Source organism: Microcoleus sp. D2_18a_D3 (genome assembly GCF_036702455.1).
Lineage (GTDB): Bacteria > Cyanobacteriota > Cyanobacteriia > Cyanobacteriales > Microcoleaceae > Microcoleus.
Window position 1 is genome coordinate 61,068 of record NZ_JAUBTK010000012.1, and the last position, 17,034, is coordinate 78,101.

Genomic DNA, 17,034 nt, shown 5'->3' on the forward strand with positions numbered 1-17,034 from the left:
GAGAGGAAAATTGGGAGAGAGGGAGAGAGGGAGAATTTTTCTCCTGACTCCTGACTTCTGACTTCCCTCTGACTCTTTTTATAGTGGTGGTAAGGCCGCCGGCCCCCAGACTCCATCTGCATCTCTAATTTTATCGCGCATCGGGTCGCAGTCGCGAGATTTGCTGTCGAGACGGTTGCGGGTTCTGCACTGCTGAAAGAAAATTTCGGCTACTAAACTGCGCGGCAGTTGGTCTGGTTTTGCTAAGGCGGCGTCGAAGTTTTTTCGGGCTTCCTCAAGTAAGGTTTTGTTGCTGTCTTTCCCCTGGGATTGGGAAAACAAGATTTGTCCTTTTAGATATAGAACTTCGGGATTGTTGGGCGTTTCTGCTAGGGATTTGTTGGCAAATTCTAAAGCGCGATCGTACTTTTTCAAGTCTCGATAGCCGACGGCCACGCCGCGATAAGCTAAGTAGCGGGGAGAGGCTTTTTGTTCGAGTCTTTGAATTGCTTCGTTGGGGTTGGAAAATGGCAGGTTTGTGGCTAGCATTAAGTCCATGTAGCCTTTGATCAGGTTGAGTTCGGGGTCGTTGGGCGCTATTTTATCGGCGGCCTCTAGGTATTGAAATACTACTCGCAATTTACTCAAAGCTTGGGGCGCGCCTTTGGCTGTTCCTTCTTTGGCTATAATGTTCGCCCCTTCTAGAAAGTGACCGGCTGCTGTGTAGATGTTGCCGCGCAATGGATTAGTTTTAGTCAAGTTTTCGCCGACTTCGCGGGTTTTTTGCGCGTAGGAATTCATCGAGTTGAAGTCTTTTTCGATGTAGGATAGGGAGGCTGCCATTGCATAGGCTAGCGGCTCGTTTGGTTCGGCTGATAGTGCTTGTTGAATTTGAGTTTTTGCTTGTTTGTAGTTTCCTTGCTGAAACATTGTTTTGAAAGCGGTTTCGGTGTTGGGCCCGATCGCCTGCGGGTTGCTGCTGCGAAAGGGATCGCCCGCTACTGCTGAGTTAATGCAGAGGCTGAGGGCGATCGCTCCTGCACTGGCGATCGCCCGCACTGTCTGTTTAGAACTTAACATTTGCTTGCCCAGCGATGCTAAAGGGGTTTTCGTCATCGTCAATTCTCTGAATGGAATATACTGTAAACTAGAAACAAGAGAGTTAAATCTTCAGACTCTCGGGCCGCGACCAAAAAAAGAGTGAAATTTGCTTGATTTTTTATGGTTGTTGAGGTATATTTTAATAATGGAAGTGTGACTTGTAATATATTAAAGGACAGATTCCCATTATTAAAATATACCATGAAAAAACCGAAAAATCAAACGCCCATCCTGAAAAGAAAGGAAATTTTTGTAAAGATTTATGTAAAATAATTGTGTGCGATCGGCAACAACCAGAAACAAATGGCTGAGGCTCGATAATTAATCCGTGTATCCGTGTCAAAATTCGTGTAGTGCCTTCCTTCTCCCCAATTACCAATTGCGTTAATGCTTTATCTAAAAAACTTAGTATATCATCCTACAGCCTGTCCGAATGCTATTCTGAAAAATATTAACTTAGAACTTCCCTCGCAGCAAATGGGGCTGATTGTGGGTCGCAGCGGTTCAGGCAAAAGTACGCTATTAGAAATATTAGCAGGTTTAGCGGAAAAAACTAGCGGCGACATCCGTTGGCGGGAACAAGAATTAACACCGGAACACTTGCAACAGTTAGGAGGGTTAGTATTCCAGTTTCCAGAAAGGCATTTTTGCGGAGGCACAATTTTAGAAGAATTGCGGTTGGGTCATCCTGAATTGGGACAAGAACAAATTAACTTAGCAATGGCAGAAGTGGGACTCGGACATTTGCCGCTGCGCGCTTCCCCCCACGCTTTGAGCGGCGGACAACAGCGCAGGGTAGCCCTGGCGGTGCAGCTAATTCGGCAGCCGCATTTGCTACTTTTGGACGAACCGACGGCGGGTTTGGATTGGTCGATGCGGCGGCAGTTGGTAAGCTTGTTGAGTAAGTTGAAAAGTCACTGGACTTTGTTGATTGTCACTCACGATGCTAGCGATTTGTTGAGCGTTGCCGATCGATTTTGGACTTTAGACCACGGGGATTTGCAGGAGGTCGATCGGGCTAAATTAGAAGCTAAGGAAACCAGTTTTGTTAGTCATTAGTCATTAGTCATTAGTCATTAGTCATTAGTCATTAGTCATTAGTCATTAGTCATTAGTCATTAGTCAGTAGTCATTAGTCATTCGTTACTGCGGCGGGTATATCGCATTATGAAGCATTTTTAAGTGCAGAGAATTTGCAGAGCTTACAAAAGAGTGGGAATAGAAGATGAATCAAATTACAATGCCTGTGTTGCCCCAGATGAACGAGTTGTGGCAAAAAACGCTGAATTGGCAGCCTGATGAGTCCCAGCAGCAACAATTTCAGCGGCTTTACGAGTTAATTGTCGAGGGAAATCGCTCCTTGAATTTAACTCGAATTACTGAGCCGATGGAGTTTTGGGAAAAACATTTGTGGGATTCTCTGCGGGGAATTGCGAGACTGCTGCCAGCTAATCACAATTCGGCGGAAAATCCCGAATTTGCCGCCGAGTCGGTGCAGAAAGTGATCGATATCGGGACAGGTGGGGGTTTTCCGGGGTTGCCGATCGCGATCGCCCTGCCGCAACTATCAGTTACTTTGCTCGATTCTACTCGCAAGAAAATTGATTTCTTGGAAACAGTTTTGCCGTCTTTAGGCATAGAAAATGCTGCGACTTTGTTGGGCAGAGCCGATGAAATTGCCCGACAGCCGCAGCACAAACAAGCTTATGATTTAGCCGTTCTCCGAGCTGTTGGAGCCGCTCCTATCTGCGCTAAATGCGCGCTGCCTCTGCTGAAAAATGGCGGTTTGGCTGTACTTTACCGTGGAAATTGGACGGTGGAGGAAGAAACGGAGTTGCAAAGGGCGATCGAGCATTTGGGCGGCACCGTTGAGTCAGTAGAAGCATTCACAACGCCCACGAGTCAGGGTGCGCGGCACTGCGTTTACTTGCGGAAAGTTGTACAGCAGTTCGATCGTCCCGTGCGCTAGTAGGGACACGGCACTGCCGTGTCCTGTATTTCATCGGCCGTGTCCTGTATTTCATCTAATTGAAAACTACCCGATCGCCTTTTCGTAGCGCTTGTTAATTTCTGCCCAATTAACAACATTCCACCAAGCTTTTAAGTAGTCGGCGCGCAAATTTTGGTATTTGAGATAATAAGCGTGTTCCCAAACATCGTTACCCATAATTGGATAGTTGCCCTCCATGAAAGGAGTGTCTTGATTTGCCGTAGTTGTAATCTCAAGTTTGCCAGCTTTATTACGGACTAGCCACACCCAACCGCTGCCAAAACGCTTGGCGCCGGCCTCGTTAAATTTTGTTTTAAAATCGTCAACACTGCCGAAAGTTTGCTTAATTGCTGTTGCAATTGCCCCTGTAGGTTCGCCGCCGCCGTTGGGACTCATGATTTCCCAAAACATACTGTGATTTAGGTGTCCGCCGCCATTGTTACGCACGGTTGTGCGAATATCTTCCGGCACTTTGCTCAAATCTCGCAGCATATTTTCCGCAGTGATATTTTTTAGTTGCTGGTATTTGCTGACAGCATCGTTGAGGTTTTTAACGTAAGCGGCGTGGTGTTTGTCGTGGTGAAATTGCATTGTCCGCGCATCGATGTGCGGTTCTAAAGCATTGTATTCGTAGGGCAGAGGTGGCAGTGTAAAAGGCCCCGGAGTTTGGGCTATTTTTGGGCTTTCTGCAATTGGACTTGCTTGAGATACATTATTTCCTGACGCTTGGCAAGCACCTGCGGTAATGGCTCCGACGGTGGCAGTCACCAAATACAAGAAATCTCGGCGTTTGAGAGTCATAAAAAGTACCTAAGTGAATTATTAACTGTTTTATCTCAGATTAAAGCAAAATGGGAGTGAGTTGAGAAAAAAAGTTGTATCGCCCGAATGGATGAGACGGATGGGCGATGGTTGTGAGAGTTTCTCAAGTATAGGCTAATTGTATGCGCGTAACTAACTCACGTGCTCCGGTTCACCAACCCGGTTTCTGTCTCGAAACCGGGTTTTTTTGCGATTATTCTTGGGACAAGCGTTGGATGGCTTCGCCTCCAAAAAGCCGATCGGCTGCTTGAAGAATACCGGGAATTTTAGCAGCGTGGGGACTGTGGGCTAGACAGCGGCGCAAGTCTAATTCATTGAGGCGATCGGCTTTTTGGCCGGGGAACCAGTGGCCCGCATTACCTAAGAGGTTGTAGCGCATCTTGCAATAGTCGATCGTATCGTAAGCCTGCGCCAAATTCCACAGCCACAAAATCACATAAATATTAATACCTCCGGGAGTATTTTCGATAGTTGGTAAACCGACGTGCCAAGTCTTAAACCAATGTTCTCCTAATTTATCAATTGCTGCTTTTTCTAATTTTTCTAATATCGGTGGCAAAATTTCATCAGCTCTATCTAACAATTCTACAGCTTTCAGATGCTCGTTAAAATCTTCAGGTTTGGCTGCCCCCAAACTCAAAGTGTGTACTTGCGGATGCGACAAACAAAACAAATCATTAAACACCATCGGACTCAGCGGATAGCACAAATCTACCAATTTTTGCGGCGGGCTGTAAAGTTGACCGCCTTTGTCGGAAGGACTGATAATAAAAACGCCCATATCGTGACGTTTAGCAGCTTCAATAGCCTGCCAATTACTTTGATTGATGTAGTACCAGTGCAAGTTAAGATAATCAAATTGATTAGTTTCAATTGTTTTGACAATCACATCCGTCGGGCCGTGAGTGGAAAAACCAATAAACTTAACTTTCCCTTCTGCTTGCAACTTTCTCGCCACATCCATGCAGCCGCCCGGACGGATAGACTCCTCTAGCAATTCCCACGTGTTAATGCCGTGTAGTGACAGTAAATCGACGTATTCCAGTTGCAAATAAGCTAATGATTTTTCAAAGTCTTCGCGGAACTCTTGGGAGTTTGGTTTGGGACTAACTTTCGTTTGCACTATCAACTTTTCGCGGGAAAAATTCGGAAAAATCCACCCCAGTTGCATCTCGGAAGTGCCGTAACCGCGAGCAGTTTCTATGTGATTGATGCCGCATTCAACCGAGTAGCGAATCGTCGCTTCTAGATTTTGTTGATTGTCTGGGGGAATTTCATTGGCTGGCACGTCTTGCCATTTGTACTGATATCTCATGCCACCGCAGGAAAAGACGGGCATGGATAATTCTGTGCGACCGAATCTGCGATATTGCATCATCATAATCAAAGTCAAAGCTATAGCATCAGGAAGAAGGAAGTTCGGCAACGGATTCTGTAACGGATGTAACGGATGTCAGGAAGAAGGGAGAAGGGAGAAGGAAGAAGGAAGAAGGAAGAAGGAAGAAGGAAGATGTAACAATCGCAAGGGTTTCACTGATTAAGAACTTTTTAATAGTCTTGGCGGTTGCTATAGGGTAAGAAACCTGGTTTTTGGTAGTTTTGCGGGTTGTAACTCCCATATTGCAGCATTCTCATGAACAGGCAAGATGCCTGTTCCACAAAGAGTTTTTGACCACCAGTGGGGCCGTTTTGACTATTTAGAAATCTCCCGTACTACTGGTTTTCCGTCTGTGATTTCGCCGACTAAAACCAAATCTGTACAGTCTACAAACAAACCATTTTCTAAGACACCGGGAATGTTGTTCAAGCTTTTTTCCATTTCGCCGGGGTTGGCAATGTCATCAAATTTGACATCGATTACCATATTACCTTGATCGGTAATTACGGGGCCTGCTTTTTTCACGCCCATGCGGAGTTCGGGTTTGCCACCCAATTTTTCAATGGCGCGCATCACTGGTGTTAATGCCATTGGTATAACTTCGATGGGCACGCGAAAAGTCGAACCCAATTTATCTACGATTTTGGAACTGTCCACTACTACAATAAACTGATTTGCGAGGTAATCTACTACTTTTTCGCGGGTGTGGGCCGCGCCGCCACCTTTAATTAAGTTGAGGTGGGGATCTACTTCATCCGCGCCGTCAATAGCAACATCAATTCTGTCGATTTCATCTAGTGTTGCCAGCGGGACTCCGTACTGTTTGGCTAACACTTCAGATTGAAAAGATGTCGGTACTCCCTTGATATCTTTGAGTTGACCGGATTTTATGCGATCGCCCAACGCTTGAATAGTATAAGCTGTAGTTGACCCGGTGCCGAGTCCGACAATCATACCAGATTTTACGCGATCGGCAGCAGCAAAGCCGACTTGCTGTTTCATCAATTTTACGGGATCTTGTTCTGTGGTCATGTTCGGTACTCCTTAATAGTTTTAAGATTATACCATTGAATGAAAATCGGATTTCTCGATACCTACACTTGGGATTACAATATTGAAACTCCTTACTGCCAACCTTTGGGCGGCACTCAGTCGGCTATTTGTTACTTAGCTGAGGCGTTGGCTGCACAGGGAAACGAGGTATTTTTGCTCAACAATACTTCCGAGTCGGGGATTTCGCGCGGCGTTGATTGCAGGCGTAGGGTGGGGGACAAATCTAATTTAGAATTGCTGCGAGCGCTCGATTTTTTAGTTATAGTCAATATAGTCGGCAAAGCGCTGGAAATCAAGCCGCTTTTGGGCGATCGCACTCAATTAATTTTGTGGATTCATAACGAACCCGGCTTTGTATTCCTCCAAGATTTTAAGAACGTTCGAGAAATCAATGCTTGCGATGCCTTTGTATTTGTCAGCGACTGGCAGCGCGAGCAATTTCATCGGCGCTTTGGGATTGACTTTAATCGCAGTTGTGTTTTAAGAAATGCGATCGCACCTTGTTTTGCTAACATTTTCGCCGATAATATTTCTATCCTCTCTCATAAATCTCGACCGCCCATTCTAGCTTACACCAGCACTCCCTTTCGCGGACTTGATATTTTGTTAAAAGTCTTTCCCGAAATTCGCCAAGCTGTCCCCGGAACCAGATTAAAAGTATTTTCAAGCATGAAAGTACACCAAATAGACGACAATGATAACAAGCTTTTTTTCGGTCAACTTTACCGCCAGTGTCAGGAAACAGAAGGCGTCGAGTACATCGGTTCCGTACCGCAACCCGAACTCGTCCGGCAACTGCGTTCAGTCGCGGTTTTAGCTTACCCGAATACCTATTTAGAAACCTCATCTATTGCCGTGATGGAGGCAATGGCCAGCGGTTGCCGGATTGTGACGAGTGAATTGGCAGCTTTGCCGGAAACAACTGCTGGATTTGCCCGTCTAGTTTCAATGTCAGGGGTGGAAAATTTTGCATCGATAACTAATTGGAAGCGGGCGGGTAAACCAGATTGGGAGGGATATACAAGGCGGTTTTTAGAGGCGATAGTCGGAGTATTAAATGAGGGCACGGGTGCGGGCGGCGCAACTGCTGAAAATCATCTGAGACAGCAGGTAGAATATATAAATCGAGGGTGTACTTGGTCGGTGCGATCCCGAGAGTGGGTAGAATGGTTGAATATTATTAGTGTAAAACCTGTAAGAGTGGCAGAGCCAATGATCGGGAATTCTTTAGTAGGTTTAGAGGCAGTGAGAGATTATTTTCAAAAGGGAAATTGGCTGAAAGATCGAGGTGATCTCGGTGGCGCAATCGAGAACTATCAGAAAGCTTTAGAGTTTAATCCAAAAGATGCAGAAGTTCATAAAAAGTTGGCGGAAGTTTATGTTTTGCAAGGAGAATTTGAAAAGGCGATCGCCTCTTGCAATCTCGCTCTTAAATTTCAACCCAATTTTGCTGCTGCTTACTTGACAATGGGCAATGCCCAGCACGCTCAAGGCAAACTGGAAGTGGCAATTCAAGCTTACTTGCAAGCTTTAGAAATTCAGCCAAAATTTGCTGAAGCCAGCGCGAATCTCGGCAGTATGTATTACCAATTAGGGCAATTGGAAGAGGCGGCAAATTATTACCAAAAAGCTCTCGCCATTAATCCTGAATTGTCTTCGGTTAATATGATGCTGGGCAGCGTTTTACAGCAGCAACAAAAGTTAGATGCAGCAATTGCTTGCTATCAAAAAGTGCTGCAACAGCAACCGGGAGATGCCAGCGCGGCTGAGAAACTATCGAGTTTGCTCGCACAAAAACAGGGGGAAACTACCGACAGCAACTTTATCGAATTAGAAACAGAATCAGGCGAACAGCAACCAGTATCTGTCAACAAAGATGAAGGCTACGGCTTGCAGCCTTCGAGCATCAATTTGCCGCCAGCACCAACCACTGAGACTTTAAATACTCCATTTACAAATCCCGCCGAAGTTTCCGAACAAGTTACCGCGCTCAATGTTCCAGATAGCGGACAAGTTGCCAATTTTGAAGAAGTAGAACCCTACAAAACACTGGCAGAAAACTTTTTAGTTCAAGGTAAAATTAAAGAGGCGATCGCAGCTTGTCAGCAAGCGATAAAAATCCGACCGGATTTCATCCACGCTTACGTCACTTTAGGCAATGCTTTGCAAGCAGTAGGCAAAACAGAAGCTGCGATTCGATCGTATTCTCAAGCCCTAGAATTGCAGCCAAATTTTGCGGAAGTGCGGGCCAATATCGGCAGTATGTATTTCAAAATGGGGCGTTTGGAAGAAGCGATCGCCCATTACCAGCAAGCCATTGCCCTCAGTCCCGATTTAGCGGGCGCTCACTGGAACTTAGGGAAAGTATATCAGAAACACGGCAACATCGAAGCTGCGATCGCCTGTTTTAAAAGAACATCCGAACTCAACCCGCAGCTAGTCGGTGCAGACTTCCACTTTAACTTAGGTAATCGACTTTTCAGCCAAGGAAAGCGCGAGGAAGCCATCGAAAGCTACGAAAAAGCGATCGCCATTAAACCGGATTGGGCCGAAGCTTACGGTAACATCGGCAGCGCGCGATCGCAACAAGGCAATCTCGACGCCGCCATCGCTTACTATCAGAAAGCTGTAGCTTTAAAGCCGCACTTAGAAGTTCTGCACTTCAATATAGCCAATTCTTTTTTGCAGCAAAACAAGTACGACGAAGCAATTATTAATTATCAAAACACTCTGAAAATCAAGCCCGACTGGCCGGAAGTTCACGCTAACCTCGGCAGTTGTTTTTCCATGCAGGGGCGGCTGGAAGAAGCTTTAGCCAGCTATCAGCAAGCCCTGGCATTAAAACCGAATTGGGCAGAGGTTTACTGCCGGATGGGACACATTCAGAAACAAGATAAGCCGTTGGAGGCGATCGCCAATTTTGAAAAGGCGCTCCAATGCAACCCCAAATTTAGCGAAGCCTACCAACAATTGTGCGACTTGCTAAGTCATTCCACCAACCTCGCCGGAGCCCGCAGCGTAGCCGACAAATACTGCGAAAACTGCGGCGAAAATGCCCCCATCATGTCAGCTACAGCCTACGTCTTTTCCTACCTGCAATCAGGTGTCAGCAAACAGGCAATTCAGAAACTCGAAGAAATCGAAAAACTCTGCTACGAAAAGGTCGAAACCTTTAGCGTAATCGAACTAAAACTGCTCTACGAAATCTTCCTGTTTGCAGTTTCTCACCTGCGAGACAACCGAGAAAAAAATGCCAGTTTCTACAGACTCATTGCCAAAGAATACTACCAAAAAGCCGTTCCTAAGCGCCAGGAAATTAACAGAAGCAACCTAGCAAATTACCAAACAAAAGAACAGCGTCCTTTAAAAATCGGCTTCCTTTCCAAACACTTCCGCCGCCACTCAGTAGGCTGGTGCAGCGAAGCTTTAATTCGCGAATTAAGCCACATCACCCCCCACGTTCACCTTTACGTCACCGGCAAACTCCACCGAGATGAAGTTACGCAGCGGTTTGAAGACATGGCGGGCAAGTTTTACTGGCCTAAAAAATATCCAAACGGCTTTGCTGACGGCGGCGAACTCTTTGCCGAAGTAGCGCAAGACAACTTGGATGTTTTGATAGACTTAGACTCGATGACAGTCCCAACAAATGTCGAAGTGCTGTATCAATATCCTGCGGGAATTTGCGTGTCTTGGCTGGGATTTGACGCACCCTACATTTCAGATAATCACTACTTTCTCTGCGACGAACACACTCACCCCCCTGGTGTGGAAAAAAATTACTTAGAACAGTTAGTAAGATTGCCTGTTTGTTCCGTAGCAATTGGCGCACTGCAAAGCATTCCTGTGAATCGAGAGGCGATTAGAAATGCTCTTGGAATTGGCTTGGATCAAATGACTTATCTGTGCGTTGCGCCAGGGCGAAAAACCAATCCCGAAATGGTACGAGCTCAAGTTACAATTCTTAAGGAAGTACCAGATAGTGTGTTAATCCGCAAAGGTCAAGGCGACCCCGATATTATTCACAGCACTTACCGCGAAGAATGTGAAATTCAGGGAGTAGATTTTGGTCGGATTAAGTTTATAGGGCAAACCCGAAGTGAGGAAGAACACCGGGCTATTTATTATGTAGCCGACGTGCTTTTAGATTCCTATCCTTACAACGGGGGGACTCACAATTTAGAGGCTTTGTGGGCGAATTTGCCAGTCGTAACTCGCTCCGGCGACCAATATCTTTCGCGCATGGGTTACGCTTTTCTGAAAAGTGCAAATCTTGATGTTGGTGCGGCGTGGACTTGGGAGGAATACACGCAGTGGGGAGTTAAGTTTGGCAGGGATGCTGGTTTCCGAAATGCGGTGAAAGAGCATTTAGTAAAATCTAAGCAGCCAGAACATCTCGCACCTTTGTGGAATCCTAAAAAGTTGGCTGAGGATATGTATGAGGTGTTTCAAAAACTTTTGTCAGTTGACGGTTGACGGTTGACTGTTATCAGTTATTGGTTATTTGTTACTCGCTTGGGGCTGCTAATAACCAATAACCAATAACATTAGTCTGCACCCTCAACGGTCAACTCTCTCTGTGTTCTCAGGGTGCGATCGCCTATCAAGCATTGGAGAGGGCTGTGGGCGATCGCATTCGATCGAGTTGACGAGCAAGACTTCTGGAACTGGTACAAATTTTGCTAATCCTCGACATCACCCTACAGCGCCACTGGCACACTCACCTCCTTACCAGCAGGATGATTTCGTGCTACATCCCTAATGACTTTTTGCCAAAAGTAGATTACTATTAAATTGAACGCTCTTTGCTATCCCTCTTGTCAAAACCTTTAGTTTAGACAAAAGGAACATCTAGGATGTAATCGTATGGATTGGTCTGACGCCGTAATTAGTGGACTAATACTTATAACTCTTGCTGTAACTTTGGTGGGTGGCGGTTTGGTAAAAATACACTCATTTGAAATCCACCTTCAAACAGATAGCTGGCTTGGTACAGTATTTGCTGTGTTACTTATTTTGGTAGGTTTATTTATCATCCTTTACAAAATTCTTTCCCCATAATAGTCTGGACAGTTTTTAGTTCGTAATCTGACACCCTCGATTTTCCGTTGGTAGCTCAATTGCCTTGGAGCCTTGAAACCCTTATTCTCAGGTTGGGAATCAAAAACTGTCCTAAGTATTGACCCTAGTGAGGTACCCTTAATTCCTTGATTGTCAAGCTTTTTAGCTTCAAGGATGTACCTCACCTGACCAAGAACCGCTATATGTGGAGCTTTCGATAATACTATCAAATTTGTGCTTAAAATTTTTCATGAATAAAGCTCGGTAGTTCGCTATCGATATTTATTCATTGTGTATTTAGTTTCGGGTACCAATTCCTTAGTAGCAGGTAACAAACAATAAGAAATAACCAATAACCAATAACAACTAATAATTACTGGCTAATCGCCACTCGATCGCGCCCGCCAGACTTAGCTGCATAAAGCGCCTTATCAGCAGCTTCAATCAGCATTTTCGGCGAGTTTTGACCTTCAGAAATCGTCGCCACCCCCAAGCTGAGAGTCACATAATCGCCGACAACAGACTTGATGTGGGGAATTGCCAAGGCTTTGACGCGGCTGCGGATTCCCTCAGCAACAGCCTGTGCAGCCACGATATCCGTATTTGGCAAAATAACCCCAAATTCCTCGCCGCCGTACCTAGCAGCCAAATAGAGGCGTTCTGGGGGTGCGTTTGTGCAAGCATCCCCGATCGCCCGCGCCACTTGCTGCAAACAAGCATCCCCGGCTTGGTGGCCGTAATTGTCGTTGTAAAGTTTAAAACAGTCAATGTCGCACAGAATCAAAGATAGCGGTTCCGAAGAGCTCGACTGCTCCCATTCCCGGTTGATCACCTCGTCAAAACGGCGGCGGTTAGCTAGTTGAGTCAGACTGTCCAAATTCGCCAACCCGTCCAGTCGCTGGTTGGCAGCAGCTAGCTGCTGGTAAAGTAAAGATTGTTCGATCGCGATCGCAACTTGAGTGCCCAACTGACTCAGCAAATCCACATCAAACTGCTGCCACTGGCGGGGTGCCGAACAGTGGTGGGCAATCAGCAAACCCCACAACTTCGGCACTTGACAAGAACCGTTACCTTCCCTAGGTTCTATTCCCTGTTGGACAATCGGCACCACCAAATTTGCCTTCACCTGACACGCCTCCAAAAAATTAAGGTGACACTCGCTCAAATTAGAAGCATGAACATCCTCGATGGCGCGAATGCGGCCCTTTAAATACTGTCCGATGTAAGTAGTGGCAAAACAGCAATCCTCAATTCCCATCCCCTTGAGTGGCATCCATCCTTCTGCAACCGACTCCACCACCACATCTCCGTTCCAGTCGGGTCGGAAGCGGAAAACCAGCACGCGATCTGTTACCAAAAACTCCCGCACTTCCGCTACTGTAGTGTTGAGAATATCTTGGATATCTAGAGAAGAACGGATGCGCGATTGAATCTGTGCGATCAAACGTTCCCGTTCTATTTGTTGCCGCAGCGCGACTTGGGCTTGCTTACTTTCAGTAATGTCCCGACCTTCCGGCAGCAACAATACTATTTTGCCAGTTTCATCCGCGACCGGTTTGAGAGAAAAATCAACAGTTGCGGTTCGATTTACACCTTGAACTTCCACTTCATAGCGGACAAATTCACCTTTTGCCGATCGAGAAATCGCCTCTTGCAACTGTTCCTTAACTTCCTCAGAATCTCCCCACCAAGGCAACAGCCAAAACGGTTTATTTGCAACATCCCGTAGCTTAATTCCCGCAAAATCCAGAGAAGTTTGGTTAGCTTCCAGCAGAGTGCCGTCCGGTTTCAATAAGCTCACAAATTGGAAAGAAGAATCAAAAATTGCCCGAAAGCGCCTTTGAGAATCTCCCAACATTGCCGTCACCTTTTCGCGAGAGGTAATATCGCGGAAGCGCCACACCCTGCCAATAATATTTTGTCCGACTCGAATTGGCTGCGTGTAGCGCTCAAAAGTGCGACCGTCTTTAAATTCTAGAATATCGCAACCTTCCGACTCCGCATCGCTATAAAATTCTTTAACTCTCTGCAAAAAAGCTCTCGGATCTTTAACTTGCTTAGTGAGAAATGCCAGCCGCACCGTTCTATCCATTGAGTTTCTAACTTCTTCATAAATTCCCCACATTTGAACTAACTTTTCGTTATAACTAATCATTTCTCCGGCGGTAGTAACGGCGAGAATGCCGTCTGCCGTTGCTTCTAAGGTAGCGTGTAGCAGAGAGCGCGATCGCTCTAATTCTGCTGCGATCAATTTGCGTTCTGTGAGGTCTCGGACTGCTTTCACCTGGACTAAACGACCTTCCCAAAATACGAATTTGCTGCGAACGTCAGCAGGAAAAGCAGTTCCATCTCGCTTGAGAAAAATAGTTTCACAGACTGTATTGCTGGCTGCAGAAATCATTTGCGACGCCTGTTTGTATGATTTCGGGGACAGTAGTTCCAGCAAGCTCATTCCCACCATTTCCGCAGGTTCGTAACCGAAAAGTTCCGCAAAATTACTGCTGACGCTCAAAATTGTATCGCGGTCAGCCACGGCAACTGCTTCAAAATAAGCTTCGCATTCGAGCAAGCGATCTGCTGAGTGGCTGCTGCCATTTTCGCCAGAGGAATAGCGGTTGTTAATTAACTGTTGCAATTGCGTATTTGCCGAGTACAAAGCGGTCATGGCTTGCCTGTACATAGCAGTACGTTTTTCGACTTTTTGTGCGAGGCGATCTCGATATTCTCGCAGTTCTTTTTCGACTCTAATTAAATCAGTAATATCTACTGCAAACACGATTACGCCAGCGACTTTACCTGTTTCATCGCGGTAAGGTATTTTATCTGTCCGCACCCAGCATTTTTGACCCGATGCTGTTGGTAATAGTTCGACTTGCCCCTGCTTGGGAACGCCAGAATTGATTACTTCCAAATCTTCTAAATAATATTGCTCTGCTTCGTCTGGATAGATTTCATAAAAAGATTTACCTTCTAATTGAGCTGCGGGCAAACCTCTCGATGCAGCCGCGGCTTGATTAATTCGCAGCAGGCGACTTTCGGTATCTTTGAGCCAAATCATCGCCGGCACGGAATCAAAAATAATTTGCTGTTCTTGTTGCTGCAGGCGAAGTTCGGCTTCTGCTTGTTTTCTTTTAATTATTTCTTTTTGCAGTTTTTGGTTAGCTTTTTTGAGTTCAGCAGTGCGTCTTTCTACTCTTTCTTCTAGTTGATCGTAGTATTGGGTCAGCAAGTTTTGCTGCTGTTCGTGCCGCAGTGCTTCTAATTTTAACTTTTCGCTAGCTGACAAACTTGAGGATACAAAATCTGCTAATATTTGGGTAAATTCGTGTTCTTCTTCCGTCCAATCACCGTCGGAACCCTGGCGTTCTATGCTGACTATTCCCAACCTTTGACCTGCTAGCACAATCGGTACGTTTAACAGGGAAGTCGTACCCTGATCGAGCAAATAAAGACCGACAAGTTCTCGTGTTCTGGGGTCATTTTCTGCGGCCACAGTAGCGATCGCACTTGCCGATTTTAAAGCTTGAAAATATGCCGGACAGTCTGCTGCTGTGATGATTATTTGTACAGAATGGAGTTTAGTATTTTGTTCGTAAAGGTCGATGCAGTGAAGTTGCGTTTTGTCTTCGCCATACAGCCAAATACTGGCTCGATCGCAGTTGACAATACTAACAGCGGTTTCTGTTACTTCGCGGATGAAGCCTTCTATATTGTGGCGTTCTTTAAGTTGACTTTTGGCTAATTTTGCGATCGCTAAAGTTGGACTGCGCCAATTTCCTCTCTGGTTGGGCGACGTGGGCGACTCCGAAGCAGCCTTAATTTCTTCGCAAACTAACAGTATAGCCGGCCGTTGGAAATTCGCAATTGAGCGACCATTAGTATTTTCCTCTATTTTCCAATCTACCGCCGGCATTGGGCGCGCGGTTGCTTTTACCCTCATAATCCTGCCGTCTTTGCAAGTCAAGCAGCCTTCCCAACAGGCAATTTTTGGAGTTGGCGTACCGTTTTCCGGCTGGGCCAATCCGGCAAATTCTGCCTGCATTTTGCCTTGCTCTTGGCAATAAAATATGTTAAAGATTGAATGACAAATTAATTCCTGCGATTTGTAGGCAAGGCGAGACGCGCCGAATTGATTTAGCGAAAAAACTCTTCCCAAAGCGTCGAGAACGAAGTAAATGCCCGGAAAATTCTCGTAGAGAGTTCCATACCAATCTTGTTCGACTTGTTGGCTGCACGAAAGTTTGGCTGTCGCGAACTCGCCGTCCGTGTCGAGCAAGTGAGAATAGTTGGTTTCGGGGCTGCTTGAATGACTTTTTTTAGCAAACACTTTTAGCTTAACTCGACTGTAATTAATTTTACTTTCTGGAATTTAACTTTTTTGTGAAACTAAATTAAACCTGTTGTTTGAAAAAAGTTACAACTTGTAACAAAAATACCACTTGTCCAGCACCCTGATTTTCGCTTCCCAATGCAACCACTGTGTTTGTTTGTAGCTGGTACACGGTCGGCCGACGATATTTCCCGCTAGTTGCAATGCCAGCAGGTTTAGCTGCAATTACCCAGTCTGTACTTTTAGCATCCTAGACAATAAAAAAAACCGGCAATCACTGATTTTAAGTATATACGATAACACTCAAATACCTAGTATTGGGACTGACCTACTTCGGATTCGGTTTGGGATATTGGTCGGGGCTGCGGATGAACCGGGCGGCGGTTGCAATTATCGGGTGAGATGAGTGCGGTGGCTTTGGGGATACACGACAGGAAAACTGCTTGGGAGGCGATCGACCCCAGTACGATCGTTTTGTGTTGGGAATGACGATCGTGAATCTAATTAATTAGACTGTTTAATAAATATTTATAATACTTAAGTTAAGTAAATCTTATAATGCACAATCGGCCACGAGCTTTAGTCCTATAGTTTATACTTAATCTTGTGCAGCAAACGCTAAGGAGGTAAGAAAGAGTGAGTACCGTAAAACCCGCTGCGAAACCCAGACTTAATTCTGCGTTCAAACAACTGATGTCCTTACACTGGGTAATGTCAGCTTGCTATTTAGTGCTGTTTATTACCGGTACGTTTATGGCTCAATTGCCGAGAGAATTGTTTATTCGAGGCCCCCTGTACGATTTTCACAAATCCGTAGCCGTGCTGACAATGGCTTTGCTGACTTGGCGGATTTTAACTCTCCTCCGGGTATGGTCGAAAAAATATACGAAACGCCTGCCAAAGTTTACCAAGGAATGGTACAAAAATTTTGCTCTGCACGCAACTTTGTACGTTTTTATGTGGCTAGTTCCGGTTAGTGGTTTCTTTTTTTCTAACTCTTTCAAAAGTAACAATGTGAAATTTTTCGGCCTTGTTTTGCCGGATGTCTTTCCGCAGAATTCCGCAATGGTTGAGCTGGGAAGGAGTTTGCATTTTTGGCTGGCGTACACATTTTTAGCGTTCGTACTTTTGCATATTTTAGATCAGAAGAAAGTTGTGAGAGCTAATTGGCGCAGGTTGACAAATTTTGTTGGCACTAAGTTCCCAACGTCTCAAAAGGTGGGATAAATTTGCGATGGGGTACTATAGCCTTTCTCAGAAAGATGAGGTACTCATGGGCATAGGGCATAGGGCATAGGGCATAGGGCATAGGGCATAGGG

Annotated in this window: 11 protein-coding genes; 5 read left to right on the forward strand and 6 right to left on the reverse strand. The window is 45.6% G+C overall.

The features are described from left to right. Nucleotides 1-78 precede the first annotated feature (78 nt). Nucleotides 79-1,095 (reverse strand): Sll0314/Alr1548 family TPR repeat-containing protein, encoded by a 1,017-nt coding sequence (locus QUB06_RS08295; RefSeq protein WP_333434890.1) that lies wholly within the window; start codon nucleotides 1,093-1,095, stop codon nucleotides 79-81. A 372-nt stretch (nucleotides 1,096-1,467) separates the two neighbouring features. Between QUB06_RS08295 and QUB06_RS08300 the strand changes: the two genes are divergently transcribed. Together QUB06_RS08300 and rsmG are read left to right on the forward strand one after the other, a co-directional pair. After that, the gene (locus tag QUB06_RS08300; protein WP_333434891.1) at nucleotides 1,468-2,139 is read left to right on the forward strand and encodes an energy-coupling factor ABC transporter ATP-binding protein; all 672 of its coding nucleotides are present in this window, start codon (nucleotides 1,468-1,470) and stop codon (nucleotides 2,137-2,139) included. Nucleotides 2,140-2,305: 166 nt separating this feature from the next. Continuing rightward, complete coding sequence (rsmG, locus tag QUB06_RS08305; protein WP_333434892.1) at nucleotides 2,306-3,049, forward strand: 16S rRNA (guanine(527)-N(7))-methyltransferase RsmG; 744 nt, start codon at nucleotides 2,306-2,308, stop codon at nucleotides 3,047-3,049. A 66-nt stretch (nucleotides 3,050-3,115) separates the two neighbouring features. Here rsmG and QUB06_RS08310 read toward each other — a convergent pair whose 3' ends face one another. Continuing rightward, entirely contained in the window at nucleotides 3,116-3,871 is a 756-nt protein-coding gene (locus QUB06_RS08310) for a Fe-Mn family superoxide dismutase (protein ID WP_333434893.1), read from the reverse strand. A gap of 214 nt (nucleotides 3,872-4,085) precedes the next feature. Continuing rightward, a complete protein-coding gene (locus tag QUB06_RS08315; RefSeq protein WP_445251363.1) occupies nucleotides 4,086-5,270 on the reverse strand; it encodes an aldo/keto reductase in 1,185 nt (394 codons plus the stop codon). Between QUB06_RS08315 and QUB06_RS08320 the strand changes: the two genes are divergently transcribed. Then, nucleotides 5,230-5,433: a hypothetical protein gene (locus tag QUB06_RS08320; protein ID WP_333434894.1), complete on the forward strand. Its 204-nt coding sequence runs from the start codon at nucleotides 5,230-5,232 to the stop codon at nucleotides 5,431-5,433. The two genes, QUB06_RS08315 and QUB06_RS08320, sit on opposite strands and share 41 nt — an antisense overlap. 152 nt (nucleotides 5,434-5,585) lie before the next feature. Here the strand turns inward: QUB06_RS08320 and rpiA are convergent, their stop codons facing one another. Beyond that, a complete protein-coding gene (gene rpiA / locus QUB06_RS08325; RefSeq protein ID WP_333434895.1) occupies nucleotides 5,586-6,302 on the reverse strand; it encodes a ribose-5-phosphate isomerase RpiA in 717 nt (238 codons plus the stop codon). Nucleotides 6,303-6,341: 39 nt separating this feature from the next. Here rpiA and QUB06_RS08330 point away from each other — a divergent pair, with 39 nt between their 5' ends. Next, nucleotides 6,342-10,799, forward strand: a complete 4,458-nt coding sequence (locus tag QUB06_RS08330; protein WP_333434896.1) for a tetratricopeptide repeat protein — start codon at nucleotides 6,342-6,344, stop codon at nucleotides 10,797-10,799. Nucleotides 10,800-10,870: 71 nt separating this feature from the next. Here the strand turns inward: QUB06_RS08330 and QUB06_RS08335 are convergent, their stop codons facing one another. Both QUB06_RS08335 and QUB06_RS08340 read right to left on the reverse strand, forming a co-directional pair. Next, nucleotides 10,871-10,999, reverse strand: a complete 129-nt coding sequence (locus tag QUB06_RS08335; protein ID WP_333434897.1) for a hypothetical protein — start codon at nucleotides 10,997-10,999, stop codon at nucleotides 10,871-10,873. A 758-nt stretch (nucleotides 11,000-11,757) separates the two neighbouring features. Further along, nucleotides 11,758-15,711 carry a PAS domain S-box protein gene (locus tag QUB06_RS08340; RefSeq protein ID WP_333434898.1) on the reverse strand — a complete coding sequence of 1,318 codons (3,954 nt, stop codon included), beginning with the start codon at nucleotides 15,709-15,711 and terminating at the stop codon, nucleotides 11,758-11,760. A gap of 639 nt (nucleotides 15,712-16,350) precedes the next feature. Between QUB06_RS08340 and QUB06_RS08345 the strand changes: the two genes are divergently transcribed. Beyond that, the gene (locus QUB06_RS08345; RefSeq protein ID WP_333434899.1) at nucleotides 16,351-16,941 is read left to right on the forward strand and encodes a cytochrome b; all 591 of its coding nucleotides are present in this window, start codon (nucleotides 16,351-16,353) and stop codon (nucleotides 16,939-16,941) included. The last annotated feature ends 93 nt before the right edge of the window (nucleotides 16,942-17,034 follow it).

Coding starts and splice junctions, on each gene's coding strand:
- QUB06_RS08315 (WP_445251363.1), bottom strand. CDS start 5,270: ATGATGCAATATCGCAGATTCGGTCGCACAGAATTATCCATGCCCGTC.
- QUB06_RS08320 (WP_333434894.1), top strand. CDS start 5,230: ATGGATAATTCTGTGCGACCGAATCTGCGATATTGCATCATCATAATC.
- QUB06_RS08295 (WP_333434890.1), bottom strand. CDS start 1,095: ATGACGAAAACCCCTTTAGCATCGCTGGGCAAGCAAATGTTAAGTTCT.
- rpiA (WP_333434895.1), bottom strand. CDS start 6,302: ATGACCACAGAACAAGATCCCGTAAAATTGATGAAACAGCAAGTCGGC.
- QUB06_RS08330 (WP_333434896.1), top strand. CDS start 6,342: ATGAAAATCGGATTTCTCGATACCTACACTTGGGATTACAATATTGAA.
- QUB06_RS08300 (WP_333434891.1), top strand. CDS start 1,468: ATGCTTTATCTAAAAAACTTAGTATATCATCCTACAGCCTGTCCGAAT.
- rsmG (WP_333434892.1), top strand. CDS start 2,306: ATGAATCAAATTACAATGCCTGTGTTGCCCCAGATGAACGAGTTGTGG.
- QUB06_RS08310 (WP_333434893.1), bottom strand. CDS start 3,871: ATGACTCTCAAACGCCGAGATTTCTTGTATTTGGTGACTGCCACCGTC.